Genomic DNA, 23,625 nt, shown 5'->3' with positions numbered 1-23,625 from the left:
CAGCGTTTGCCGCGCCGTTGCGGTTTCCCAGGTGCCTATCGATGCGCAGGCGCGCACCTAACGTATCTTCATTCGCGTTGCCAGAATTGTGATATGGTTTTCTTTAAACAATACCATGAAGGTATGATATTGTTTTTGGACATTTTTTACCAGGAACGCAGCCAAAGCCTTAGCGTTCCCTTGACCAATCACCAGGCAACCAGTATCCGGGGTGAACACAATGACGATTTAGTCATATTCTCTTCGTACCCACCCGCAACGCTTTGAAGGAGCTGGTCATATGGCTTGGCGTACCCTTGCGGCCTTGATGCTCGTGGTGTCTTCGGTTCTCCCCTCAATGGCGTCCGAAAAGGTCAAGATTGGTGCTGTGGTTTCCGTCACCGGTCCGGCCTCGTTTTTGGGCGAGCCTGAGAAGAACACCCTGATGTTGCTTCAGGACCAGATGAACGCCAAAGGCGGCATTGGCGGAAAGAAGATCGAGGTCATCGTCTACGACGACGAATCCGACGTGAACAAGGCCGTGCTGGCCGCTGAGAAGCTTATCAAGAAAGACCAGGTGGTGGCGGTGCTTGGCCCCTCCATCTCGGGCAACACCCTGGCCATCCTGGGAAAGGTGGCCGAGGCCAAGGTTCCGCTTGTGTCCATGGCTGCGGCTGAGAAGATCGTCAGTCCGGTCAATCCCTGGGTGTTCAAGACCGCCCAGTCCGACCGCCTGGCCGTCAACAACATCCTCGCTCACGCCAAGGCTCAGGGCTACAAGAAGATCGCCATCCTCACGGTGTCCGACGGCTTCGGTCAGGCCGGACGCGAGGTTCTCAAAGAGCTTATCCCCGCTGCCGGCATGGAACTCGTGGCCGACGAGGTCTACGGTCCCAAAGACACGGACATGACCCCCCAGCTCACCAAGATCGGATCCACCGGTCCCCAGGCCGTGATCTGCTGGGGCACCAATCCTGGTCCGGCCGTGGTGGCCCGCAACAGGGTGCAGCTTGGCATGAAGACCCCGCTGTACATGAGCCACGGCGTGGCCGCTGACAAATTCATCGAACTGGCCGGGGATGCGGCCGACGGTCTGGTGTTGCCGGCCAGCTGGCTCATCGTGGCTCCCCAGATGCCCGAGGGCCCCTTCAAGGCACTTCTCATGGGATACATCGGGGACTATACGAAAAAATTCGGCACCGTGCCGTCCGCATTCGGTGGCTACGCCTGGGACGCGCTGATGCTTTTGAACGAAGCAGCAAAAAATTCCGGCGCTGTGACGCCTCAGGGCTTGCGCGATGGGCTGGAGAAGGTCAAAGGTTTCCAGAGCGCCACCGGAGTCTTCTCCTTCACGGACAAGGACCACAACGGACTCACCGAGTCCAGTTTCGCCATGGTGAAGATCGAGGGTGGAAAATTCGTCCTTCTCAAATAAGGGGATGCGCATGATGCTTCGCGTACTGAGTGCCCTGGCCCTGTTGGCCCTCTGGAATGGACCAGCTTTCGCGGCCGAACCCATCAAGGTGGGGGCGGTGGTGTCCGTCACTGGCCCGGCGTCGGTGTTGGGCGAGCCGGAAAAGAACACCCTGGAAATGGTGAAAGAAGAAATCAATGCCAAGGGCGGAGTGCAGGGACGTCCCATAGAACTCATCGTTTACGACGACGAGTCCGACGTGAACAAGGCCGTGCTGGCTGCCGAGAAGCTTTTGAAGAAGGATCAGGTCTGCGCCGTGATCGGGCCCACCACCTCCGGCTCCACCCTGGCCATCATGAACAAGTTTCCAGCCGCCCAGGTGCCCATGGTTTCCATGTCCGCGGCCGAGAAGATCGTGAGCCCGGTCAATCCCTGGATATTCAAGGTAGCCCCGTCCGACCGCCACGCTGTGGGCCGTATCCTCAAACACGCCCAGTCCAAGGGCTACAAGAAGATCGCCATACTGACCGTATCCGATGGTTTCGGCCAGGCCGGGCGCGAAGTTTTGAAGGAGCTGGTCCCGGGCCAGGGCTTCACCCTGGTGGCGGACGAGGTGTTCGGCCCCAAGGACACGGACATGACCGCCCAGCTCACCAAGATAAAGGACGCGGCTCCGGACGCGGTGATCTGCTGGGGCACGAACCCAGGCCCGGCCGTGGTGGCCCGCAACCGCATGCAGCTTGGCATAACGATCCCGCTGTACATGAGCCACGGTGTGGCGTCGAAGAAGTTCATCGAGCTGGCCGGGGAAGCCTCCGAGGGGATCATGCTGCCCGCCGGGCATCTCATCGTTGCCGCGCAACTGCCCGACTCCCAGCCCCAGAAGGCTTTGCTCATGGCCTACACCGGCCAGTACCAGGATAAATTCAAGGCCGACGTCTCCACGTTCGGCGGCCATGGATGGGACGGGCTGAAACTGGTGGCCAAGGCCGTTGAGATGGCCGGCTCCACCAAACCCGAGGCCATCCGGGCCAATCTGGAGAAGATCACCGGGTTCCCCGGCATCGGCGGTGTGTTCTCCTTTGCGGAAAATGACCACAACGGCCTGAATGAGAATGCCTTCGAGATGGTCATCGTGCAGGGCGGCAACTGGAAAATACTGAAGTAACTCATGGGCCGGGATAGCCGGCCCTTTTTTCGCACATGCTTTCAGGCGCACCGCAATACCTGGTGTCGGGACTCACGGTGGGGGCCACCTACGGGCTGACGGCCCTTGGCTTCACCATGATTTTCAACACCACCGGCATCATCAACTTCGCTCAAGGCGAGTTCGTGATGCTTGGTGGTATGCTTTCCGTCGTCTTCCTCAAAGCGGGCGCGCCGCTGCCCCTGGCCATTCTTTTGGCCGTGGCGATAAGCGCCCTGGCAGGATGCCTCATTGAGCGGACAGTGATCCGCCCGGTGAGCCGGTCCGCTCCCGTGAACCTGGTCATCATCACCATTGGCGCATCCATATTGGTGCGCGGGATAGTGATGCTCATTTGGGGCAAAGACACCTTCGCCCTGCCTGCCTTCACCGGCACCAAGCCGCTGGCCATACTGGGCGCGGCGGTTCAGCCCCAGAGCCTCTGGGTGCTCTTCATTACGCTTCTGGTTCTGGCGGCGCTCAAGCTCTTTTTCAGCCGAACCATCCACGGCAAGGCCATGCTGGCCTGCGCCTGCGAGCGCAAGGCCGCGGCGCTCATGGGGATATCCGTGGAACGCATGGCCATGTTCTCATTCGGCCTCTCGGGATTCATCGGCGCCGTGGGCGGAGCCATCCTCGCACCCATCACCCTGACCTCGTACGACGTGGGGGTGATGCTCGGACTCAAGGGCTTCGCGGCCTGCATCCTGGGCGGGCTGGGAAATCCCTTCGGGGCGGCTGCAGGAGGCCTTATCCTCGGAGTCCTGGAGTCGTTCGGTGCTGGGTTCATCTCCTCGGCCTACAAGGACGCCTTCGCCTTCATCGTCCTCTTGGTGCTCTTGTTCGTGAAGCCAACCGGTCTCTTCGGCGGCCCCAAGTCGGATCGGGTGTAGCATGGGCGCGCTCACACGCCATGCACGTTTGCTGGTCTTCGCCGCTGCCCTGGCTTTCTTGCCCCTGGCCCTGCCCAACGACTACTACATCAATGTCCTTATACTCTGCTGTCTGAACGCCCTGATCGTTATGGGGCTCAACATGCTCATGGGCTATGCGGGGCAGGTGTCCCTTGGCCATGCTGCCTTTTTCGGCCTGGCAGCCTACACCACGGCAGTGATTACGGCCACTCTTGGTCTGCCCATCCTGGTGGGCATCTTGGCCGGGGTGGGCGTCTCGGCGCTGGTGGCCTGGCTCATCGCCATCCCCACGCTCAAGCTCCACGGCCATTACCTGGCCATGGCCACCCTGGGATTTGGCATCATCGTGTCGATTGTGTTCAACGAGGCCGTGGACATAACCGGAGGGCCTTCGGGCTTCGTTGGCATCCCAAGGCTTTCGCTTTTCGGTTACGCGTTCGCATCGGACAAATCCTACTACTGCCTGGTTGCCGCGATGCTCTGGCTGGCCACGCTCATATCAACCAGGGTTATCGATTCGCGTACGGGCAGGGCGCTTCGCGCCATACATGTAAGCGAATCCGCGGCTGAGACCATGGGCATAGACATAGCCAAGCACAAACGCTTCGTGTTCGTCCTGTCGGCTGTGTATGCCGGGATCGCGGGCACCCTGTATGCCCACCACCTGACCTTCGTGGCTCCCTCGTCCTTCGGGTTTCATTTCTCGGTGCAGCTTTTGACCATGGTGGTCCTGGGCGGCATGGCCAGCATCTGGGGCGCCGTGGCCGGGGCCTTTTTCCTGACCTCGCTTCCTGAATTCTTACGCATGTTCGAGGAGATAGACATCCTCATATACGGCGGGCTGCTCATCGCCTGCATGATGTTCATGCCGGACGGCCTGGCGGGCGGTGCCCGGGTGTTGCTGCGCCGGTTGAAGGGGACCTTGCGTGGCTGAGCTTCTCGAAGTCCGCGACGTATCGGTCCGCTTTGGGGGCATCCAGGCCTTGTCCGGGGCAGAACTGACCGTAAAGGCCGGCGACATTTCCGCGATAATCGGCCCTAATGGTGCGGGCAAGACCACGCTGCTTGGAGTTGTGAGCGGCGCGGTGACCCCTCTCTCTGGTTCCGTACTGCTTGCCGGGAAAGACATCACCGGGCGGCCGACCCATGAGCGGGCCAGGGAAGGGGTGGTGCGCACCTTCCAGAATCTCGAAATTTTCTCCAACATGACCGCCCTGGAGAACGTGCTGACCGGGGCGCACCTGAAAATAGGCTATTCTCTGCTGGACAGCCTGCTGCGCACCCCGCGCTTTGCGCGCGAAGAGAAGCGTATGCGAGAACGCTGCATGGAAAAACTTGAGTTCGTCGGGTTGGCGGACAAGAAGGACTCCTTGGCCGTTGACCTGCCCTACGGCGAGCAGCGCCTGCTGGAGATGGCCAGGGCCATCGCCTCGGATCCCAAGCTTTTGTTGCTCGACGAGCCGGCGGCAGGCATGAACAACAAGGAAACGGCCCAGTTGGGAACCATCATCAGGCGCATCCGCGACGAATTAAAAATTGGCGTGGTTCTGGTGGAGCACGACATGGAGCTGGTCATGGACATCTCCGACCGGATCATGGTGCTCAACTTCGGCAGCGTGCTTGCCGAAGGCACGCCGGTAGAGATCCAAGAAAATCCCGAGGTCGTGGCGGCCTACTTGGGCGAGGACTGATGCTCACCCTCACCAACGTCGATATCTCCTACGGTAAGATAACGGCAGTGCGCCGCGCCTCTTTGCATGTGGACTCCGGGGAGATCGTGGCCCTTATCGGGGCCAACGGCGCGGGCAAGACCACGCTTCTTACGGCCATATCCGGGCTGTTGAGGCCCTCCGCTGGCGGCATTGTGTTTGACGGCCAGGACATCACCAAGGCCGCTCCTGATAAAATTGTGCGCCTGGGACTCTCCCACGTTCCCGAACGCCGTCTGGTGTTCAAACCCTTGAGCGTAACCGACAACCTCCTTTTGGGGTCTTACACCCGCAGGGGGCGGACTCCCCGCGCCGAGTTGGACAGGGACCTGGAGTCGGTCTACGCGATGTTCCCTGTGCTCAAGGAACGCGCGGGCCAGCCCGCTGGCACCCTCTCCGGCGGCGAGCAGCAGATGCTGGCCATCGGCCGGGCCCTCATGTCCGGGCCGAAGATGCTTTTGCTGGACGAGCCGGGCATGGGCCTTGCCCCAACGGTGTGCCGCGATATTTTCAAGCGCGTCATGGAATTGCGCGCCGAGCGCGGCCTCACCGTGCTGCTGGTGGAACAGAACGCCAAGAGCGCTCTGGCCGTTGCCGACAGGGGCTATGTGTTGGAGACGGGACGGGTCATTCTGCAGGGTCAATCTTCGGAGCTCCTGGCCAACCGCGACGTGCAGCGGGCCTACTTAGGCCGTGATAAAACTCAAGAGGAGCAGTTTTCATGAAGCGCGCGTTCATTATTACCACATTGATTTTAGCCTTGGCCGCCATGGCGTTCGCCCAGGGAAAAATCATCCTCGACTACAAGGGTATGTTCTTTGGGAAAGATTTTTCCGAATTCAAGCACCTCAAGCAGGCTCGCCAAAGCGGGGATATTATCTTCTACACCAAGTATGGTGACGACCTGACCTTCCAGAGCGTGCCCGTCAAGGATCAGATGTATGGCTTTTACAAGGGCAAATTCTGTCTGGCCATGTTCACGGCCCAGGGCCCAAGCTCTTACAACACGCTAAAAGCCTATTTCGACGCCACCTATGGCCCCGCCGTCCAACCCAAGGTGAACGTAAAGCAATATACCTACACGGCAGGTGACGTGACCATTGAATTGGGTTTCGACGACACCCGCAAGGTGGTCGATGTGAGCTATGTTTACAGGCCCATTGTTCGCCAGTTCATGCCCGCTGGAGGCAGCAAGTAGCACTTCGATCGGCTTCGCGCAGGAGACAAGGTCATGATGTGGGAACCGAAATACGAATCCATGGACGCCGGGCAGCTGGCCCAGCTTCAGCTTGAGCGCCTCCAGTCCACGCTGACCCGCGTGGCCCGCAACGTCCCCTACTACCGCAAGACCTTCGGGCAACTGGGCATAGACCCGGACGACATCCGCTCCCTGGATGACCTGCGCCGTCTGCCCTTCACCACCAAGGCGGTGCTGCGCGACGCCTATCCCTACGGCTTCTTCGCTGTGCCTCTTCGCGAAGTTGTCCGTCTGCATTCTTCTTCCGGCACCACGGGGAAGTCCACCGTGGTCGGCTACACAGCCGGCGACCTGAAAAAATGGGCTGCGCTGACCGCCAGGGTACTCACTGCCGGAGGCGTCACCCGCGAGGATGTGGTGCAGATCGCCTTCAACTTCGGCCTGTTCACGGGCGGGTTCGGCTTCCACCAAGGAGCCGAGGCCCTGGGCGCGGCCGTGGTTCCGGCTTCCAGCGGCAACACCCGCCGCCAGGTGGCCATAATGCAGGACTTCAAAACCTCCGTGCTGGTGTGCACCCCGAGTTACGCCCTGCATCTGGCCCAGCGCATGGAGGAGATGGGCGTGAACGCCAACGCGCTCAGCCTGCGCTACGGCCTGTTCGGGGCTGAGTCCTGGTCCGAATCGGCGCGCCTGCAAATTGAAGATCGGCTGAAACTCACAGCCACGGATAACTACGGCATAAGCGAAGTGATGGGACCCGGCGTTTCCGGGGAATGCCTGGAGCGAAACGGCCTGCACATAAACGAGGACCACTTCCTTGCGGAAGTGATCGACCCGGCCTCCGGAGAACCAGTATCTGAGGGGCAGCAAGGCGAGTTGGTCATCACCACTCTCACCAAAGAGGCCTTTCCTCTGGTTCGATTCCGCACAGGCGATTTGACGCGCATCCTGCCAGGGCCATGCCCCTGCGGACGGACGCTCAAACGCATGGAGCGAGTGCGCGGCCGGGTGGACGACATGCTCATCATCCGTGGAGTGAATGTCTTCCCCAGCCAGATCGAGGCTGTCCTCCTAGAGATCGAAGGCACCACACCCCAGTGGCGGGTCGTGCTGGAGCGCGAGCGCAATCTGGACAGGGCCACGGTGGAGCTGGAAGTTGCCGAGAAATTCGTTTTCGACCGCATCGCTGACCAGCAGCATTTCCTGGACATGGTGCGCAAGCGCTTGGCTTCCGAGCTTGGCGTAGGTTTCGAGGTGCGCATGACCGAGCCCGGCCAGCTCTCTTCCGAGGAAGACAAGGCCAGGCGAGTGCTGGATAAGCGCGAAGAGTAGAGCTGATTCGGGGCTACACGGCCCAAAGAGTAATAAACGGCCGGAGGCTTGCACCCCCGGCCGTTCATCTTTGGAACCGGGTTAGACGGTTTTTCCGGAAAGGCTTGAACCGGAGTATTTGTTCTGGCGCTGTGCCTTCTGGTATTTCGAGAAGGTGTTGGAAAGGGCGCTCTGGGCCTTGCCGATTTGAGCGAACTCGCCTTTGCTGATGGAGCCGTCAGCCATAGCCTTGTCGATGAACTCTTGTTCAGATGTCTCCAGCTTGGTCAGGGCTTCCCCTTGCTTCTTGCTGATGGTGCCGGCCGACAAGGCCTTGGTGATGGTCTCGTGCATTCGCTTTTGCATGTTCTGGATGAGCTTCAGGGTCTGATCCTGGTCCTGCATGGGCAGGGGACTTCCCGAAGAGGCGTTGGCTGTGGTCTTGGTGGTCTTCACCTTGAGGATTTTGTCGAGCGACGCGCTCTCGGTGTCCAGGGCGCGCATGAGGCGCTGGTATTCGGCCCGGTCCAGGATGCCGTCGGCCAGGGCCTTCTTCTGCATCTCGTCGATGCTTGCGTCCATCTTCTCCAAAGAGGCCTTGTTCTTTTTGGAGAGCTTGCCGTCTGAGTCGTTGTCCTCGATGCGTTCTTCAATGCTGTCGCGGCGGCGTTCGAGGATGTCCTTAAGATATGAAGAAATGGAAGAGGAAGTGGCGGTAACGTCTGGCATGCTGAAAGCTCCTCATTGTACGGCACGGACCGGAAATATGTTCCCTGATGCGCTGATCTTTCAAAAAGAAGCCAGAATTGTGCCAGATATTCCAGGTGGAAAGTGGATTCTGTGGAAGGCGGGATCCCCGGCGGGATAGGTGCGAAGAAAAGCGGCCAGGGAGAACCCTGGCCGCTTGGTGTTACACCGAGACGCTGAGCGGTTTGTAAGTGGGCGGAGATGCGGCTGAAGCTGAAGCTGCGGTTGCGGCTGCAGTCGTGGCGGCCGTAGTGGCTGATGCCAGGGCGGCAGCGGCTGTGGCTGCCGTGTATGAGCTCGCATCGGTGGAGAATGTCTGGTTCTGGCGATAACGGTTCACGTGCCTGCTGGCCACGTTCTGAGCATGCATGACCTGCATGAATTCCACCGGGGATATGGTGCCGTCGGCCATGGCCTTGGTCATGGTGTCGGAGGCGTTGGTCTCCATTTTCTGCAGCTTCTGAAGTTCTTCGGCTGTGAGCTGGCCAGATTCGGTCCCTGCTTTTATGCGCTCATCGAGACGCGACTGCCTGTCCTGGACGATGCCCTGGGCGATGTCCTGAAACAGCTTGCTCATCTCGCCCCAGACAGTAGTCCCGCTGGTCGTCGCGTTGGAAGCGGAGGAAGACGGGATTTGCGCATTGGAGGCCAGGGCGTCGGCACTCTGGGTGTCTGAATTCTGGGCAGTGGACTTGTTGTGGCCCAGTTGGAATATGCGCTTGCTCGCCTTGTCCTGGGCCTGCATGATCTGCGCGAATTCCGTGGGGCTCATGGTGCCGTCGGCCATCGCCTTCTGATTGAGCTGCCCGATTCTCGCTTCGATCCGGCCCAGGCGGTCCGCTTCGGTCTGGCTCAGCTGACCCGAACTGATGCCTTTGGCGATGCGATCAGCCTGGTTGAGCTCGCGCCGCTGGATCATGTCCTGGAAATATGACGATGCGCTTGCGGATGTGGAAGTGGAAACAGCATCCATGGAGGAATCTCCTGTCCGGCACTGCGCGCCGGAAAATTTTTCCTTACGGAATGTAACTTCGTAAACAGTGCGAGGCGCGTGCCATGGGCAGCATCTTCCCTGGCGGCGTTCTCTCTGCTAGATTCAGGCATCGACGCTGAGAGGAGCTTTTCATGACGAGTGATTTCACCCTGGGCCAGGGCGTGGCCTTCCATAAGATGCAGGGCTGCGGCAACGACTTCGTGATCATCGACAACCGTGAACTCAGGATCCCCGTTGAGGTCATGGCCGAATGGGCCAAGCTGGTGTGCCGCAAATGCTTCGGCGTGGGAGCGGACGGTTTGATCTTCCTGGAGGCGTCCACAGACAAGGCTCAGGCGGATTTTTTCTGGCATTTCTACAACGCCGACGGCTCCCGGGCCGAAATGTGCGGCAACGGGGCGCGGTGCGCTTCCAAGCTGGGCAATCTTTTAGGGTTTGCCCCCAAGAAACACGTTCTGGGAACCGACGCGGGCAACGTGGCTTGCGAGGTGCTGGACAGCGGGCAGGTGCGGGTTCGCCTTACCCCGGCCAAGGACCTTAAGACGGGCAAGGAACTTGACGTGGATGGGGAAAAACTCACGGTTCACTTCGTCAACACTGGGGTCCCCCACGCTGTGGTGCTGGTGGACGACGTGTCCCTGGTGGACGTCAAGCGCCTCGGAAAAGCCATTCGCTTCCATCAGGCCTTTGCTCCCAAGGGCACCAACGCCAATTTCGTCACTGTGAGGGACACGGGGCATTTGCTCCTGCGCACCTACGAGCGCGGAGTGGAGGATGAAACCTACGCCTGCGGAACTGGAGCCTGCGCTTCGGCCGTAATCGCGAACGCCCTTGGACTCACCGGCCCGGAGGTGGATGTGACCACCACCGGTGGCGAGGTGCTCGGTGTTGGCCTCGCTGACGGCAACGTTACCTTACGCGGTGCCGCAGTGATATGCTTCAGCGGAGTATTGTACCCTAAGGCAATGGGGCTCCCGGGAGTGTAGGAAAGGTCTTTGAGGAACAGGCGCCTGTTTTTCAAAGAGGAAGAGTTAATTTTTCTTGCTCCGTCTCCGTAAGCGCCCGCTTACGGAGACGGACGTGGCAACCGGAGCGTCCATGCCCCGCTATACTGGCATCAATCACCTGGCCATGGCCACGTCCGACCTGGAGGCCACGATACGGTTCTGGCGCGATCTGCTCGGCATGCGCCTGGTGGCTGGCTTGGGCCATGCAGGGTACAGGCACTATTTTCTGGAAATCTCCGAGACCGACATGATCGCCTTTTTCGAGTGGCCAGAGGTCAAACCGGTGGAGCCCAAGGACCACGGGGTGCCTGTGAAGGATCCCTTCGTGTTCGACCACGTCTCCTTCGGAGTGGCGGACCGCAACGATCTGTGGGAGATCAAGGCAAAGCTGGAGGCTGCCGGCTTCTGGGCCTCCGAGGTTATAGACCACGGATTCATCCTCTCGCTCTACAGCTTCGACCCGAATAATATCGCCATCGAATTCAGCTGGACCCAGCCTGGAGTGAACCTGCGCGAGAGGCCCCGCCTGGTGGACAAGGATCCTCCACCGGTCCGGTTGGAAGGACCAAGACCGCAACCTGGAAAATGGCCAACTCCAGAACCCGTCAAACGTGAGGACATGAAGATCTATCCTGGCGAGGGCAGGGAACTTCTGGGCAAGGGATGATGTCTGGAAATCAAAAGCAAGGCGCCCCTGAAGGTACGGACCGGCAGGGGCGTTTTTGTATCGTGAGAGTGCCTGTCGCGGTTTCAGACTGTTCTGAACTCGTGCATGTTCACCCTGTTGCGGCCTTCCCGCTTGGCGCAGTACAGAGCGTCATCTGCCAAGTGCATGAATTCGTCGCAGCTTGGAGCTCCGGAATGAGACTCCCCGGAAAGACAGGCCAGGCCGAAGCTCACGGTAAGATGGATGGGTTCCCCGGCATGGTAGCAGACGTTCTCCACCACGGCTGAGCGAAGCCGTTCGGCCAGGCAGTACGCCCCCTGGCTGCCGGTTTCAGGCAAAAGCAGGGCGAACTCTTCCCCGCCAATGCGCGCCGCTATGTCGCTTGTGCGCAGCGTGTTTTTCACCATTCGGGAAAAATGCGCCAGCACTGCGTCACCGGTCTGATGTCCGAAGGAATCATTCACGGACTTGAAGTGGTCGATGTCCGCCAATATGATGGACAAAGGCCTGGAATAGCGGTTCGCCAGGGAGAGATGTTGCTCAAGGACGTTGAAAAAGGCCCTTCGGTTAGCCAACCCCGTGAGGGCGTCGGTGGCGGCCAGCATCTCGTATTTTTTTTGCAGGACCTTTTGGTCGCTGATGTCCACCAGGGTTATGATGTCCAGGCCGTTGTGGTTCACCAGGTGCGTGCGGATGGAGCAGTCCATGCCGTTCTTGCAGCGGACCACTGCTTCCATGGGTTCCATTTCGCAGTCGTTCTCCCTGGCCCAGTCCACCCGGATTTCCCACTCCTTGGAGACGAAATCACGGTAGCTTTCTTCCGGGAAAGCCACGGGCCACCAGTCCCGCTCGTGCTTGAGCTCGGACTGGGAATACCCGAAAAGATCGCTGAACTTGTCGTTGACCATGAGAATCCCGCCGGAGCCCGAATCGAGCACCATGAGGGCGATAGGGAGGTGACTGAGGATCGAAACCGGATCGACCGGTCCTGCCAGTGAGATCATGGTGTTTACATAGCATAAAAGAAGGCCGCCCAAAAGGGCGGCCTTCTACGAATTACAGGTAAAGAAGGCTACTAAAGTCCCCCTTCCACCTCGGCCCTGACTTCCAGGGCAATCTTCCACAGGATGGTAAGCACGAAGCCCCCAACCGCGTAGATCATGAGCGCGATCATGAGTTCAGGCCCGGTGGGCAGGTACTCGGTGACCTTCTCGAAGGGGTTGGGGGTGAAACCGGCGGCGATAAGCCCCATGCCCTTGTCGATCCAGGTGCCGATGACCAGAAGGATCAGAGCGGGAACCAGCACGTCGCGGTTGTAGCGCCACTTGTACGGAATGAGCAGAATGAGCGAGGTGATGGCGAACAGGGCTGCAATCCACATGAACGGAGTCATGTAGGTGTGGCCTTCGAACCCGCTGAACAGGAACAGGATGGGGTCCATGTGCCCGGGCATGTTTGAGTAGAACGCGGTGAACACTTCCAGGAAGAAGAAGAAGACGTTCACGCACATGGCGTAGGTGATGGTGGTGGACAGGGTTTTCACGGCCTCTTTGCCTGGATCGAACTTGGTGACCTTCGAGATGAGAAGGGTCATCAGCAAGAGGATCGCGGGGCCTGAGCAGAAGGCCGAGGACAGGAAGCGGGCGGCCAGGATGGCGGTGAGCCAGTAGTGGCGGCCCGGCAGGCCTGCGTACAGGAAGGCCGTGACCGTATGGATGGAGAAGGCCCAGACGATGGAGGTATACACCAGGGGCTTCACCCACGCGGGCGGGGACACGCGCTTCCAGTAGGCCATGAGGCTGGTCCAGCCGATGACCACGTTCAGGATTAGGTAGCCGTTAAGGACCACCATGTCCCAGAAGAGGACCGAATTCGGCGTGGAGTTGATCAGCACGTTCAGCATGCGCTGGGGCTGGCCGATGTCGATGACGATGAAGCCCAGGCACATGATGACCGCGGCGATGGCCAAAAACTCGCCCATGATGATCATCTTGGAGTAGGCTTTGTAGTGGTGGAAGTAATAGGGGAGCACGAGCATGACGGCGGAGGCGGCTACGCCGACCATATAGGTGAACTGGGCGATGTAGAATCCCCAGGACACGTCGCGCGACAGGCCGGTGATCATCAGGCCGTTGTTGAGCTGCACGAGGTAGAAACCACCGCCGATGCCCATGATGGCAAGAAAGGCCATCAGCACTCCGAAGTAGCGGGGGCTTCCCTTTAGGGCTTTTTCGATCATGACCGCTCTCCTAGAGGATGTAGAAGACGCTCGGCTCGGTGCCGGCGCTGGGGTTGCGTCTGATGGCGTACTTCTCTTTCAGCACCTTGCGGACCTCGGACTTGGGGTCTGCAAGGTCGCCAAAGATCATGGCGCCTCCCGAGGCCTCGACACACAGGGGCATCTTGCCCTGGGCCAGTTTCTCCACGCAGAAGGTGCACTTCTCCACCACGCCGCGGGTACGGTGAGGGTAGAGCAAGTTCATGTCCTTGATGAAGTCTTGGGGATCCCGGAAGTTGAAGCTACGGGCGCCGTAGGGGCAGCCGGCCATGCAGTAGCGGCAACCGATACAGCGGTGGTAGTCCATGACCACCAAGCCCTCATTGTTCTTGAACGTGGCCTTAGTGGGACACACGCGAACACAAGCGGGATTCGCGCAGTGGTTGCACAGAAGCAGGTACTTACGGTGCTCCTGGGCATCTGCCAGGAATGCCGGGCGCTCGGTCGGGAAGGCGCCGTGGAATTCATCGGTCCAAATCCACTTGATCTCCTGCTTTCCAGGAATCTCAGGCACGTTGTGGTACGCGTGGCAGGCAGTGATAACTTTTTTGAACAGGGCGTCGTCGAACTTGGCCGTGTCGATGACCATTGCCCACTGCTTGGCCGTGATAGGCTTGGCAAAGTCCGTAGCGGTGGGGAGGGCGTCGGCGGCCTGGGCACCCTGTCCAAGGAAGCCCAAGGTTCCGGCCGAGAGCCCCAGGGCCGAAACGCCGGCCAGCTTCATGAAGTCACGTCTGGAGCGTTGCATGTTATTTCCCCCCCTCTTTCTTCACGGGCGAGATGTTGTGGCAGGTCCAGCAGTAGGGGGTGACGCCCACCGCCTCGTGACACTTGTCGCAGAACTTGTCCTTGTTCTCGTGGCAGCCCATGCAGGTGTTGGTCAGGCTCATGTTGAACTGCTTTCCCGCTTCGTTGGTGTAGACCCGCTTGCCGTTGCGGATCACGTCGTCGCGCCATTCGTTCAAGAGAACCATGTGCACGTCGCGCATCTTTTCGGTCTTGAGCACGCATTCCTTGACGTTCTTGGGCTTCTCGGTCTCGATTTTCAGCTCTGGCTGCCCGATCCCCTTGATGAAGGGGAACAGCACCAGGCCGAGGAAGATGATCAGGCCCGGGATGATGTATTTGGCGTTGTACATTATTCCTCCTCCTCAGACCCTTCGATGCCGGGCAGGTCTTCCTGGCGCAGGTTCATGGTGCGCTCTTCCTCGCCTTCGAAGACCAGGGCATTGCCAACCAACTCGTGCAGGCCGGTGACCGTGACCCCGGGAGCCCAGTAGTCGGCCAGGCCGGGCAGGGTGGCGCGGTCGATGGCGCAGATGCAGCTCATGGTGTTTACCCCGAACTTCTCCTGCACGTAGTTAAGGGCGTTCCCGCGGGGCAGACCGCCGCGCAGGCGCATTTCGGTGAACTCGCCGTTGTTAAGGCCAGCGCCACCGCCGCAGCAGAAGGTCTGCTCGCGGATGGTCTGGCTGGGCATATCCACGAATTTCTCAACCACATTCTGGAGCACGTAGCGGGGCTCGTCGAAGAAGCCCATGCCGCGCGAGGTGTTACAGGAGTCGTGCCAGGTGGCCACGATGCCCGCGTTGCGGCTCTTATCGAGCTTGAGCTTGTTGTTCTTAATGAGGTCGGCGGTGAACTCCACCAGGTGGATCATCTTGGTGGACTTGGCGTTGTTGAACACCGTGCCGGTGATGGGGCTCTTGGGTACTTCCAGGAAGTCGGCCGGGCCGTTCATGGTGTCCATGAACTGGTTGAGCACACGCCACATATGGCCGCACTCGCCGCCGATGATGTACTTGACACCCAGACGCTGGGCTTCGTGGTACATCTTGGCGTTCAACTTCTTCATCCATTTGTCGTTGGTGAAGGAACCGAAGTTGCCGCCTTCCGAAGCGTACGTGGACCATGTGACGTCCAGGTCCAGGTAATCGAACAGCAGCAGGTAGCCCATGAAGGTGTAGATGCCGGGCTCGGCGAAGATGTCGCCGGAGGGCGTGATGAAGAGGATCTCCGCGCCCTTGCGGTGGAAGGTGGGTTCCACGCGCCTGCCGGTGATGGTCTCGATGTCGTCGACAAGGAAGTCCATCATGTCCTTGAAGGCATGGGGCTGGATGCCCAGGTGGTTGCCGGTGCGGTTGCAGTTGGCCACCGGCTCCAGGATCCAGTTGATGTTCACGCCGATGCGGTTCATCAGGTCACGCGCCAGGAAGGTGATCTCAGCGGTGTCGATGCCGTAGGGGCAGTAGAGCGAACAGCGGCGGCACTGGGTGCACTGGTAGAAGTACATGAACCATTCTTTGATCACGTCTTCTTCCAGCTTGCGGGCACCTGCCAGCTTGCCCAGGATCTTGGCCGCAACGGTGAACTCGCCGCGGTAGATGGAACGCAAAAGTTCCGCGCGCAGCACCGGCATGTTTTTGGGGTCGCCGGAGCCGATATAGAAGTGGCACTTATCGGCGCAAGCACCGCAGCGCACGCACACGTCCATGAACACCTTGAGGGAGCGGTACTTCTTCAGAAGCTCGCGGAACCCGTCTGTGATGATCTCTCTCCAGTCGGGCGGTAGCTTCCAGTCCTCTTCCTCAGGGTTCCAGTCCCTGGGGTTAGGCAGCCCGAGGTATTTGAGCACGTCGGGTTTGCCGGGGTATGAGTAGTTTCCGAGCTTGAACTCTGGCTTGACGTCCATCCACGGCTCTGCAGGCGTGGAATAGTTGACGTTCATGACTTCTTCAGGCGGCGCCATCTTCGACATACGATCTCCCTTGTGGAAATACGCCCAGCCCAGGGCGGTTTAGGCTTCCTTGTCCACCGGCAGGCCGGCCTCGATCATCTTCTCGCGGAAGTCGTCCTCGTAGTCCGCATAGCTGTGCGGCTTGATGGACGGATCGTTCCAGGGGTTGATGTACCGCTCCATGCGGGTATTGTTGGGCAGGTTCCGGGTGGGGCTTAAGAAAACGCCTCCCAGATGCATGAGCTTGGAGAAGGGGAAGTACGCCCACAACACGCACACCAGGAAGAAGTGCATGTAGAACGACCAGTCGATGTTGGGCGGGATTACCGGCTTGAAGCTCACGAGCCCGATGACCAGCTGCTTGATGGCGATGACGTCCACCTTGGCGAAATACCGCATGTAGATGCCGGACAGGGCGATCGCCAGGATCAGGAACAGGGGAAAGAAGTCGGAGGCCAGGGAGATGTAGTTGACCTTGGGGTCGTAGATGCGCCTGGCCAGCAGGAAGGTCACGCCCACCACGAAGAAAACGTCGGTCAGGTAGAGAGTGGGAACGCCAATCTGCAGGATGGAGTCCACGAACTCGACGCCCGTGATGACCATGGGCACTGGCTCCAGGAAGAAGCGGAAGTGCCTGATGAATACGATGAGGAAGCTGTAGTGGAACATGAGAGAGAACAGCCACAGCGACTTGTCCGACCCATATGCCACTCTGCCTTCCTCAGGGCGGTTGTCCAGCTTGGTGTTGCGGAACAGGCTCCTGAAGCAGAGGACCTCCAGGGCCATACGGATGAATGTCTGGCCCGGGGTGGAGGGGTTATCGAACTTCGCCTGCTTCACCCAGGGCAGGGAGTACTGTTGTCCGCCCGTGGTGGCGATTGAGAAGGGCTGAGGCGTAGATGCCCAACCGATCACCTTTTTAATGAACCCCGCCACGAAAATCGCGACGGCCACGTACGGGACTATTGTCCCGAACACCTTCGCCATTCCCGCCCCGGCCCCCAGGGCCGGCAGGGCGGCCAATGCCGCTACGGCCAGTAATGCGGTTACGAGTCCAGCCATGTACCCTCCACCTCGCGTTGAACCTTTGCGCTCCGCCGGCTACTTGGCCGGCTCGCCCTCGCCGATGCCCACGATCAGTTGGGCGCGTTTCAGAAGTTGCACCTGCTCCCGTCTGAGATCCTGCAGTTTGATCTCAAAGAGCTTCTCTCGGCATTTCGAATATAAATCGAGGCTGGCCAGGGCCAGCCCGTCGATCCGTGATTCCAGGGCCACAAACTGCTCCCAGATGTCCAACTTCTTGATCTCGTACCAGAGCCGTTCCCTGATGGTTTTCTTTAGCAGGAAGATGAACCCCGCGGCCTGCGAGGGAGCGAAGTTCTGCACAGCACGGACCCGGATGAGTTCGTCAAGATAGTCCAGGACGGATTCGAGCGCCTTGCTATCTTCTTTTTTCACAAGGTAGTCGACCACGGCCTGAACCCCCTCAAGGGTGCGGACCGCCACGGGATTATGGAAGGGGTCGCCGCCCTTCTTCCAGAGTTTGGCCGTTTCCGGGGGGTACGTGTCCAGGATATGGTGATACCAATCCTGCACGATGGCCTCCCGGTTGGCGGCCAGAAGTTCCTCGACAGTGTTCATGGATGCCCTGCATGCGGCTAAGGTGTTGCCTTGTTCGCCCCGTCACAAACGCCACTCCACATAGCGCGAGGGTTTCATCCTGTAAAGATTGAAAACGCTCTGGAGAGGGTTCATGAGCTGAAAATTGCGGGAAAAATTATGCTTGTGGTTTACAGGGATGTGTTTTCTGAATATCGAAAACTGTTCTCACCCGCTTCAAGATTTGGCGGGGCGTCGTGAAAAGAGAGAAATGGCATGGTGTTGTCTGATCCACAAATGGCCATCCTCAGTGCGGTGGGGCAGTTCTCTGAGGTCGCCAAATACCACGGCACCATGCCACGCAAGCTCGCTTTGGCTTACAGCGATGAGGATGTTTCGCACCTCGTGGGCGAGGCCCTGCTGGAGTGGGCCAAGTTTACCTATGGTTGCGGCAAGGAAGTGAAAGGCCTGCGCCTCACTCCGGAGGGGCAGCGCCAGCTCGAAAAGGCTTGTCGGAATGAAGCCAGCCGCCCAGTGTGCAGCGAACTGGCTTACGAACACCTTCTTATTCTGCAAGACATCTTTCATTTCAGCAGAATGCCGCGCTACCGCCGCATGATGCCCGCCAAGAAGGCGGCCCAGTATATTTCAAGCGACTTTGATGATCTGCTCAATAGAGGGTACATCTTGAAGATGAAGCTCAAGATAGAAGGGGAGCGAACCCTCAAGGGCTATGTAATATCCGGAAAAGGTGAGCAGGCTCTCAAAAAGGCCAAAATGACATCATAAGAAGGCTCCGGGAGGAGCCTTTTTATGTTGAACCAAGCAACAGGAGGGGCAGAAGAAATTCAAGAAACGGGTGGATTCTAGGCCGCCTCGTCCGGAGCGCCGATGCGCATGCTCGCATCTTCGATGCGGCGCCACGAAACCTCCAACGCGATTTTTTCCTTAGCTTTTTTCTGGGATACCTTAAGGGCCACGTCCATTACGCCGCGCGGTTTGAGCGTCAGGCAGTCCTCGCCCACAGTCATGCAGACCGAGCCGGCCTTGAACCCGGCAACCACGTCTTCGAGGTAGGCGATCACTTCCTTCACATCCATCACGCCTTCCATCTTCACCTTGTTCTTACTCACCTTGTTCTCCTTTTCACAAGCAGGTGTCGCACAGGCTTTTCGACTCCAATTCCGCTCGGCGTGGTTGGAGCAGGCAAGGCGTCCAGTGGGCCTGCTTTAGGGGGTACGGTTCCATTCCTGGAAACCATAGCGCCCAAAGGTGACGATATGATTGCGGAAAGAATTTCAGCGAAGTCGGGCAGTCATGCCCTTTATCGCGGCCAGGGCGCTCTGGCGTTTTATGTCAAGCCGGTCGCCTGTGAACAGGAAGTGCTCGGCAGTGGCTGTCCCGGACACTGACCAGCCGATCCAGACCGTGCCCACCGGTTTTTCCGGGGTCCCGCCCGTGGGCCCGGCCACGCCGGAGATGGCAATGGCGCATTCGGTTTTGAGCCTGTCCGCCGCCCCCTGGACCATGGCCAGGACGGATTCGCGGCTTACTGCACCATGGTAAGCCAGCACATCTTCGTCAACGCCGAGCATCTCCTGCTTGATCCTGTTGGCGTAGGCCACCACTCCGCCAACGTACCAGTCTGAGCTGCCGGACACATTGGTAAGCTCGCTGGCCACCAGGCCGCCCGTGCAGGATTCGGCCGTGGCTAGCCACCAGCCCCGCGAGGTGAGCTCCTTGGCCAGTTCCGTCACGGCTTCGCCGATGTGGTCCCATCCCATAAAAAACGCCTCCCTGCTTGACCCCGCATTTGCGGCGACGTAAGACCCCGGCCACCATACACAAGCTCCCCGGAGGCCGCCAATGCTCGATGTGCGCTTCGTGCGCAAGAACCTGGACGTCGTCCGCCAGGCCTTGGCCAACCGCCAGATGAATTTGGACCTGGACCAGTTTGTCCGCCTGGATGAAACCCGCCGCACCTTGCTTGCGGAGGTGGAAGCCTTAAAGAACGAGCGCAACGCCTCGTCCGGCGAGGTCGCCAAGTTGAAGCGCTCCGGGCAGGACGCCTCCCACCTCATGGAGCGGCTCTCGGCCGTGTCCGAGCGCATCAAGATCCTGGACGAAGGCGTGCGCACTGCGGACGAGCAGTCCGAGGCCTTTCTCTATTCCATCCCCAATGTCCCGCATTCCACCACGCCGGTGGGCAAGGATGAAAAGGACAATCCGGTCATCCGTACGGTGGGCGACATCCCTTCGCTTGGCTTCACACCCAAGGAACACTGGGAAATAGGGCAGAACCTGGGGTGCCTGGACTTCGAGCGGGCGGCCAAGATCACCGGATCGCGCTTTTCCGTGCTCTGGGGCGATCTGGCCAGACTTGAGCGGGCTTTGGTCAGCTTCATGATGGACATCCAGACCAGGGAGCACGGCTACACCGAGGTGGCTCCCCCCTACATTGTCAATTCCGACAGCTTGCGCGGCACCGGCCAGCTGCCCAAATTCGAGGAAGACCTCTTCAAGCTGGGTTTCAAGGATTACTACCTCATTCCCACGGCCGAGGTGCCCCTGACCAACCTGCACCGCGACGAGACCCTGGAAGAGGCCGACCTGCCCAAGGCCTACTGCGCCTACACCCCCTGCTTTCGTTCCGAGGCAGGGTCCTACGGCAAGGACACCAAGGGGCTCATACGCCAGCACCAGTTCGACAAGGTGGAACTGGTCCGCTTCTGCCGCCCCGAAGAGTCCTACGAGCAGTTGGAGCTTTTGACCACCCATGCCGAAGAGGTGCTCAAACGGCTGAACCTGCCCTACCGGGTGATCGCCCTGTGCACCGGGGACCTGGGATTCTCCTCGGCCAAGACCTACGACATCGAGGTCTGGCTGCCCGGCCAGAACGCATACCGGGAAATCTCGTCGTGTTCCAATTTCGAGGATTTCCAGGCGCGCCGGGCTGGCATCCGCTTCAAGCCCAAGGGCGGCAAATCCCAGCTCGCGCACACCTTGAACGGTTCAGGCATGGCTGTGGGACGAACCATGGTGGCCCTTCTGGAGAACTGCCAGCAGGCCGACGGCTCGGTGGTCCTGCCCGAGGCGCTGGTGCCCTACATGAACGGCCAGAGCGTGCTCAAATCGTGATCCGCGCGGCGGTGGTGGCTGCGGGCGTCTTCGCCATGGCCGCGCTCTTCTACATGGAGCTCAGGCAGGCGCTTCTGCTGGCCGCGCTGGCCGGGGGAACCGCCTGGGTTCTGGAGAAGGTGGGCAGGTAGGGCCGGGAGAGTTCGGTTTTCGCTCTGGCAGCGCCGCCTCGCTACATGTCCAAAAGAAACGACCGGGCCAGTCCCAGCACTTCCTCGTATGGGCGCTTGTTCTTGAGCGCCATGGACAATTCCAATCCCATACGCATCTTGTGGGTGGCATCCACAATCAATTCCCTGGCCTGGGCGTCCAGGCGGCGGCGGATGAACGGTTCCTCCAACCCGTCTATGCACAGGCGCAGCCCGTCCCCCAGAAAGGGGAAGGATATGCCCGGCAAAAACGTCTGCAGCCCGGTTTTACCCTGGCGGCGCGCCCAGAGGACGAAAAAGAGCAGCTTGAGGATGAGCTCTTCAGGCCTTGTGAGGTGGGAGACGTCGGGAAAAACGGCCGGGTCCAGGTCGCCCGCCCGCATGGTTTCGATAAGTCCCTGGGCCTGCTCCATGGCTCGCGACTCGTCCAGGACCGGCATGCCGAACGCTCCGGCCAGGGTGATGAGCGTCTTAGCCGGGTTTTCGCCCAAAGCGATGGAGCAGGCAGTCTGGCGGATGAGCAGGAGCTTTCGGCGGAAATCCCGGGCCAGGGTCAGGGATTTATTCTTTCCCATGCGCCTGGCCGTGTCGTCATCCAATTCGGACGACGCCACCTGGAGCAGCAGCCTGGTGTAGGGTTCCGTGGCGTATTGGAGCTCCTCGGCCAGGGCCTCTGGTCCACGCCGTTTGTCCATGAGGCGCTTCACGGAGAGCCAATATGCCGCGTAGCCGGCTGCGGGAATGGTGATGAGGTCCAACGAGGATTGGACCGGGCTTGGTTCGGCCATGCCCCATCTTGCAAAATGCACGGGAGAGAGGCAAGCATTTGCCATGAATGAAATGAACGGTAAGCCGATACAATCCTGCTGACCACCCAAACAACCGGCGGTCCAGTCGGTTTCTTGCGATAATGCCCCTGTGTCCAATGAGCTGAACTCACTGTTGAGCAAGGATACGGGTGTTCCGCGTGGTGATTCATCCTGCCAAGCCGGTGTCCCGCTCAATTTGGGCGTGTCGTGCTGTGGAACAGGCATACCGGAGTTGGCGCAAATTCCAGGATACCGGCGATGGCATTTTGTGGACAGTCTTCTCAACACTCCCATCGGACCAGTCCCCAGAGTAATAACACGTCTCGAACGGCCAGACCGAATCGGCGCTATTTTAGTACGCCTGGGCATCGGCCGGGGGCGCTACCGGGTTGCTCCCGGCCTCTACGCAGTGGGAACCCCGGGACCTGAAAGCCCTGTGCTGGTAACGGCCAACTACAAGCTCAGTTTCGACTCCCTGCGCAAAGAGCTGTCAGGTTTGGACGCCTGGATACTGGTGCTGGACACCAAGGGTGTGAACGTGTGGTGCGCGGCAGGTAAGACAACCTTTGGCACAGCGGAGCTCGTCTCGCGGATTCGTGCCGTGGGCCTTGAGAAGCTGGTGAACCATCGCAAGGTGGTGGTGCCCCAGCTTGGCGCGCCTGGCGTTGCCGGACACGATGTCAAGGCCTCCACGGGATTCCGGGTCGTGTTTGGTCCGGTGCGCGCCTCGGATGTCCGGGCCTTTCTCGCAGCCGGCATGAAGGCCACCCCGCACATGCGCCGGGTGCATTTCCCGGCCTTGGAGCGTGTGGTGGTCGGTCTGGTGGAATTCGCCAACGAGCGAAAGACCATGGCGCAATTGGCCTGTGCGTTGTTCGTTCTGGCCGGGATAGGAGTGGATGTTTTTTCCTTCTCCCGGGCTTGGCTCGGGTTGTGGAGCGGCTTTGCCGCCTACTCACTTGGGTTCGTGGCTGGGAATGTGCTCACCCCATTGACCCTTCCCTGGCTGCCCGGGCGCTCTTTCAGCTTCAAGGGTGCAGTGGCCGGCGCCATGGCCGGACTTGGTGTGCTCGCACTGGGAGTGCCTGGCCTCACCAGTGCCGGCCTGTGGCTTGGCAGCGTGGTGGCGGGTTCCTGGTACGGGATGAACTTCACCGGCTCTTCCACGTTCACTTCCCCCTCCGGCGTTGAGAAAGAGATGCGCCGGGCGCTTCCTTTCCAGGCTGGCGGGCTTATACTTGCCGTGATTCTTTGGCGCTTTGGACTCGCGGGCTTGTGATGGTTCATTTCCGGGGGGGACGATGAAGGGACTGCGATACATTGAGGGAGTGGCAACCCTTAGCTTGGATCAGGAAGCCTGCACGGGCTGCGGCGTCTGCCGCGAGGTTTGTCCCCATGGGGTGTTCGGGCACGGGACAGGCAAAGCCAGCATAGAGGATTTGGACGCCTGCATGGAATGCGGAGCCTGCGCCCTCAACTGCCGCGAGAAAGCGATATCCGTGAGCCAGGGGGTAGGATGCGCCAGGGCCATCATCCATGGTTGGATTTCCGGAGGACCTCCCACGTGTGATTGCGGGGGAGACGGCGGTTCCACCTGCTGTTGAGAGGGGCGACGAGAAGAGCAGGGGCTCCGCCCCTGGACCCCGGCAAGGCTCCGCCCTGCACCCGTCAGGGGGATGATCCCCCTGGACCCGCTAAATATTTCGCGCCGCTCACCTGGAATAGAAGTGAGCGGCGCGAAACGGTTGAAGTATTTAAAATGATTGGATTGCGCGGTACGTCATCCCGG

26 protein-coding genes are annotated in these 23,625 nt (G+C 59.8%); 14 read left to right on the top strand and 12 right to left on the bottom strand.

Going from position 1 to position 23,625, the window contains the following annotated elements:
* Window positions 1-280 precede the first annotated feature (280 nt).
* Genes HY795_09000 through HY795_08965 form a run of 8 tightly spaced genes read left to right on the top strand, consistent with a single transcriptional unit; the run spans window position 281 to window position 7,732 of the window.
* Entirely contained in the window at window positions 281-1,414 is a 1,134-nt protein-coding gene (locus HY795_09000; GenBank protein ID MBI4805359.1) for an ABC transporter substrate-binding protein, read from the top strand.
* A 4-nt stretch (window positions 1,415-1,418) separates the two neighbouring features.
* The gene (locus HY795_08995) at window positions 1,419-2,561 is read left to right on the top strand and encodes an ABC transporter substrate-binding protein (protein ID MBI4805358.1); all 1,143 of its coding nucleotides are present in this window, start codon (window positions 1,419-1,421) and stop codon (window positions 2,559-2,561) included.
* Between the two features lie 35 nt (window positions 2,562-2,596).
* Window positions 2,597-3,472: a branched-chain amino acid ABC transporter permease gene (locus HY795_08990; protein MBI4805357.1), complete on the top strand. Its 876-nt coding sequence runs from the start codon at window positions 2,597-2,599 to the stop codon at window positions 3,470-3,472.
* Window position 3,473: 1 nt separating this feature from the next.
* Entirely contained in the window at window positions 3,474-4,427 is a 954-nt protein-coding gene (locus HY795_08985) for a branched-chain amino acid ABC transporter permease (protein ID MBI4805356.1), read from the top strand.
* Window positions 4,420-5,184 (top strand): ABC transporter ATP-binding protein, encoded by a 765-nt coding sequence (locus HY795_08980; GenBank protein MBI4805355.1) that lies wholly within the window; start codon window positions 4,420-4,422, stop codon window positions 5,182-5,184. The genes HY795_08985 and HY795_08980 overlap by 8 nt, the downstream gene beginning before the upstream one ends.
* Window positions 5,184-5,927 (top strand): ABC transporter ATP-binding protein, encoded by a 744-nt coding sequence (locus HY795_08975; protein MBI4805354.1) that lies wholly within the window; start codon window positions 5,184-5,186, stop codon window positions 5,925-5,927. Before HY795_08980 ends, HY795_08975 begins: the two co-directional genes overlap by 1 nt.
* Window positions 5,924-6,400: a hypothetical protein gene (locus HY795_08970; protein MBI4805353.1), complete on the top strand. Its 477-nt coding sequence runs from the start codon at window positions 5,924-5,926 to the stop codon at window positions 6,398-6,400. The genes HY795_08975 and HY795_08970 overlap by 4 nt, the downstream gene beginning before the upstream one ends.
* A 33-nt stretch (window positions 6,401-6,433) precedes the next feature.
* A complete protein-coding gene (locus HY795_08965; protein ID MBI4805352.1) occupies window positions 6,434-7,732 on the top strand; it encodes a phenylacetate--CoA ligase in 1,299 nt (432 codons plus the stop codon).
* Between the two features lie 81 nt (window positions 7,733-7,813).
* On the opposite strand, the gene HY795_08960 is transcribed toward HY795_08965, so the two are convergent.
* Both HY795_08960 and HY795_08955 read right to left on the bottom strand, forming a co-directional pair.
* The gene (locus tag HY795_08960) at window positions 7,814-8,440 is read right to left on the bottom strand and encodes a hypothetical protein (protein ID MBI4805351.1); all 627 of its coding nucleotides are present in this window, start codon (window positions 8,438-8,440) and stop codon (window positions 7,814-7,816) included.
* Window positions 8,441-8,621: 181 nt separating this feature from the next.
* The gene (locus HY795_08955; GenBank protein MBI4805350.1) at window positions 8,622-9,431 is read right to left on the bottom strand and encodes a hypothetical protein; all 810 of its coding nucleotides are present in this window, start codon (window positions 9,429-9,431) and stop codon (window positions 8,622-8,624) included.
* 152 nt (window positions 9,432-9,583) lie between these two features.
* Between HY795_08955 and HY795_08950 the strand changes: the two genes are divergently transcribed.
* Together HY795_08950 and HY795_08945 are read left to right on the top strand one after the other, a co-directional pair.
* On the top strand, window positions 9,584-10,438 hold the full coding sequence (locus HY795_08950) for a diaminopimelate epimerase (protein ID MBI4805349.1): 855 nt from the start codon (window positions 9,584-9,586) through the stop codon (window positions 10,436-10,438).
* A gap of 112 nt (window positions 10,439-10,550) precedes the next feature.
* Window positions 10,551-11,126 (top strand): VOC family protein, encoded by a 576-nt coding sequence (locus HY795_08945; GenBank protein ID MBI4805348.1) that lies wholly within the window; start codon window positions 10,551-10,553, stop codon window positions 11,124-11,126.
* 83 nt (window positions 11,127-11,209) lie between these two features.
* Here HY795_08945 and HY795_08940 read toward each other — a convergent pair whose 3' ends face one another.
* From HY795_08940 to HY795_08910, 7 genes are all read right to left on the bottom strand, one after another.
* Window positions 11,210-12,130 carry a diguanylate cyclase gene (locus tag HY795_08940; GenBank protein ID MBI4805347.1) on the bottom strand — a complete coding sequence of 307 codons (921 nt, stop codon included), beginning with the start codon at window positions 12,128-12,130 and terminating at the stop codon, window positions 11,210-11,212.
* A 71-nt stretch (window positions 12,131-12,201) separates the two neighbouring features.
* A complete protein-coding gene (gene nrfD / locus HY795_08935; GenBank protein ID MBI4805346.1) occupies window positions 12,202-13,365 on the bottom strand; it encodes a polysulfide reductase NrfD in 1,164 nt (387 codons plus the stop codon).
* A 10-nt stretch (window positions 13,366-13,375) separates the two neighbouring features.
* Window positions 13,376-14,152 carry a 4Fe-4S dicluster domain-containing protein gene (locus HY795_08930; GenBank protein ID MBI4805345.1) on the bottom strand — a complete coding sequence of 259 codons (777 nt, stop codon included), beginning with the start codon at window positions 14,150-14,152 and terminating at the stop codon, window positions 13,376-13,378.
* A gap of 1 nt (window position 14,153) precedes the next feature.
* Window positions 14,154-14,543: a sulfate reduction electron transfer complex DsrMKJOP subunit DsrJ gene (gene dsrJ / locus HY795_08925; GenBank protein ID MBI4805344.1), complete on the bottom strand. Its 390-nt coding sequence runs from the start codon at window positions 14,541-14,543 to the stop codon at window positions 14,154-14,156.
* Complete coding sequence (locus tag HY795_08920; protein MBI4805343.1) at window positions 14,543-16,162, bottom strand: (Fe-S)-binding protein; 1,620 nt, start codon at window positions 16,160-16,162, stop codon at window positions 14,543-14,545. The genes dsrJ and HY795_08920 overlap by 1 nt, the downstream gene beginning before the upstream one ends.
* Window positions 16,163-16,201: 39 nt before the next feature.
* Window positions 16,202-17,203 carry a sulfate reduction electron transfer complex DsrMKJOP subunit DsrM gene (gene dsrM / locus HY795_08915; protein MBI4805342.1) on the bottom strand — a complete coding sequence of 334 codons (1,002 nt, stop codon included), beginning with the start codon at window positions 17,201-17,203 and terminating at the stop codon, window positions 16,202-16,204.
* Window positions 17,204-17,242: 39 nt separating this feature from the next.
* Window positions 17,243-17,782: an RsbRD N-terminal domain-containing protein gene (locus HY795_08910; GenBank protein MBI4805341.1), complete on the bottom strand. Its 540-nt coding sequence runs from the start codon at window positions 17,780-17,782 to the stop codon at window positions 17,243-17,245.
* Between the two features lie 255 nt (window positions 17,783-18,037).
* Between HY795_08910 and HY795_08905 the strand changes: the two genes are divergently transcribed.
* Window positions 18,038-18,529 carry a hypothetical protein gene (locus HY795_08905; GenBank protein MBI4805340.1) on the top strand — a complete coding sequence of 164 codons (492 nt, stop codon included), beginning with the start codon at window positions 18,038-18,040 and terminating at the stop codon, window positions 18,527-18,529.
* Between the two features lie 77 nt (window positions 18,530-18,606).
* On the opposite strand, the gene HY795_08900 is transcribed toward HY795_08905, so the two are convergent.
* Window positions 18,607-18,873, bottom strand: a complete 267-nt coding sequence (locus tag HY795_08900) for an amphi-Trp domain-containing protein (GenBank protein MBI4805339.1) — start codon at window positions 18,871-18,873, stop codon at window positions 18,607-18,609.
* 165 nt (window positions 18,874-19,038) lie between these two features.
* Complete coding sequence (locus HY795_08895) at window positions 19,039-19,524, bottom strand: CinA family protein (GenBank protein MBI4805338.1); 486 nt, start codon at window positions 19,522-19,524, stop codon at window positions 19,039-19,041.
* Between the two features lie 82 nt (window positions 19,525-19,606).
* Here HY795_08895 and serS point away from each other — a divergent pair, with 82 nt between their 5' ends.
* Entirely contained in the window at window positions 19,607-20,878 is a 1,272-nt protein-coding gene (gene serS / locus HY795_08890; protein MBI4805337.1) for a serine--tRNA ligase, read from the top strand.
* 172 nt (window positions 20,879-21,050) lie between these two features.
* Here serS and HY795_08885 read toward each other — a convergent pair whose 3' ends face one another.
* Window positions 21,051-21,815, bottom strand: a complete 765-nt coding sequence (locus HY795_08885; protein ID MBI4805336.1) for a hypothetical protein — start codon at window positions 21,813-21,815, stop codon at window positions 21,051-21,053.
* A gap of 313 nt (window positions 21,816-22,128) precedes the next feature.
* Between HY795_08885 and HY795_08880 the strand changes: the two genes are divergently transcribed.
* On the top strand, window positions 22,129-23,115 hold the full coding sequence (locus HY795_08880) for a carbon monoxide dehydrogenase (GenBank protein MBI4805335.1): 987 nt from the start codon (window positions 22,129-22,131) through the stop codon (window positions 23,113-23,115).
* Window positions 23,116-23,137: 22 nt separating this feature from the next.
* Complete coding sequence (locus tag HY795_08875) at window positions 23,138-23,440, top strand: 4Fe-4S binding protein (protein MBI4805334.1); 303 nt, start codon at window positions 23,138-23,140, stop codon at window positions 23,438-23,440.
* Window positions 23,441-23,625 lie beyond the last annotated feature (185 nt).

It is taken from the genome of Desulfovibrio sp., from assembly GCA_016208105.1.
Lineage (GTDB): Bacteria > Desulfobacterota > Desulfovibrionia > Desulfovibrionales > Desulfovibrionaceae > Fundidesulfovibrio.
This window is presented reverse-complemented; position numbering and strand designations above follow the sequence as displayed.

Bases quoted from the DNA above. Each gene is read 5' to 3' on its own strand.
- HY795_09000 (MBI4805359.1), top strand. From the start codon at position 281: ATGGCTTGGCGTACCCTTGCGGCCTTGATGCTCGTGGTGTCTTCGGTT.
- HY795_08995 (MBI4805358.1), top strand. From the start codon at position 1,419: ATGCGCATGATGCTTCGCGTACTGAGTGCCCTGGCCCTGTTGGCCCTC.
- HY795_08990 (MBI4805357.1), top strand. From the start codon at position 2,597: ATGCTTTCAGGCGCACCGCAATACCTGGTGTCGGGACTCACGGTGGGG.
- HY795_08985 (MBI4805356.1), top strand. From the start codon at position 3,474: ATGGGCGCGCTCACACGCCATGCACGTTTGCTGGTCTTCGCCGCTGCC.
- HY795_08975 (MBI4805354.1), top strand. From the start codon at position 5,184: ATGCTCACCCTCACCAACGTCGATATCTCCTACGGTAAGATAACGGCA.
- HY795_08970 (MBI4805353.1), top strand. From the start codon at position 5,924: ATGAAGCGCGCGTTCATTATTACCACATTGATTTTAGCCTTGGCCGCC.
- HY795_08965 (MBI4805352.1), top strand. From the start codon at position 6,434: ATGATGTGGGAACCGAAATACGAATCCATGGACGCCGGGCAGCTGGCC.
- HY795_08960 (MBI4805351.1), bottom strand. From the start codon at position 8,440: ATGCCAGACGTTACCGCCACTTCCTCTTCCATTTCTTCATATCTTAAG.
- HY795_08955 (MBI4805350.1), bottom strand. From the start codon at position 9,431: ATGGATGCTGTTTCCACTTCCACATCCGCAAGCGCATCGTCATATTTC.
- HY795_08950 (MBI4805349.1), top strand. From the start codon at position 9,584: ATGACGAGTGATTTCACCCTGGGCCAGGGCGTGGCCTTCCATAAGATG.
- HY795_08945 (MBI4805348.1), top strand. From the start codon at position 10,551: ATGCCCCGCTATACTGGCATCAATCACCTGGCCATGGCCACGTCCGAC.
- HY795_08940 (MBI4805347.1), bottom strand. From the start codon at position 12,130: ATGATCTCACTGGCAGGACCGGTCGATCCGGTTTCGATCCTCAGTCAC.
- nrfD (MBI4805346.1), bottom strand. From the start codon at position 13,365: ATGATCGAAAAAGCCCTAAAGGGAAGCCCCCGCTACTTCGGAGTGCTG.
- HY795_08930 (MBI4805345.1), bottom strand. From the start codon at position 14,152: ATGCAACGCTCCAGACGTGACTTCATGAAGCTGGCCGGCGTTTCGGCC.
- dsrJ (MBI4805344.1), bottom strand. From the start codon at position 14,543: ATGTACAACGCCAAATACATCATCCCGGGCCTGATCATCTTCCTCGGC.
- HY795_08920 (MBI4805343.1), bottom strand. From the start codon at position 16,162: ATGTCGAAGATGGCGCCGCCTGAAGAAGTCATGAACGTCAACTATTCC.
- dsrM (MBI4805342.1), bottom strand. From the start codon at position 17,203: ATGGCTGGACTCGTAACCGCATTACTGGCCGTAGCGGCATTGGCCGCC.
- HY795_08910 (MBI4805341.1), bottom strand. From the start codon at position 17,782: ATGAACACTGTCGAGGAACTTCTGGCCGCCAACCGGGAGGCCATCGTG.
- HY795_08905 (MBI4805340.1), top strand. From the start codon at position 18,038: ATGGCCATCCTCAGTGCGGTGGGGCAGTTCTCTGAGGTCGCCAAATAC.
- HY795_08895 (MBI4805338.1), bottom strand. From the start codon at position 19,524: ATGGGATGGGACCACATCGGCGAAGCCGTGACGGAACTGGCCAAGGAG.
- serS (MBI4805337.1), top strand. From the start codon at position 19,607: ATGCTCGATGTGCGCTTCGTGCGCAAGAACCTGGACGTCGTCCGCCAG.
- HY795_08885 (MBI4805336.1), bottom strand. From the start codon at position 21,815: ATGGCCGAACCAAGCCCGGTCCAATCCTCGTTGGACCTCATCACCATT.
- HY795_08875 (MBI4805334.1), top strand. From the start codon at position 23,138: ATGAAGGGACTGCGATACATTGAGGGAGTGGCAACCCTTAGCTTGGAT.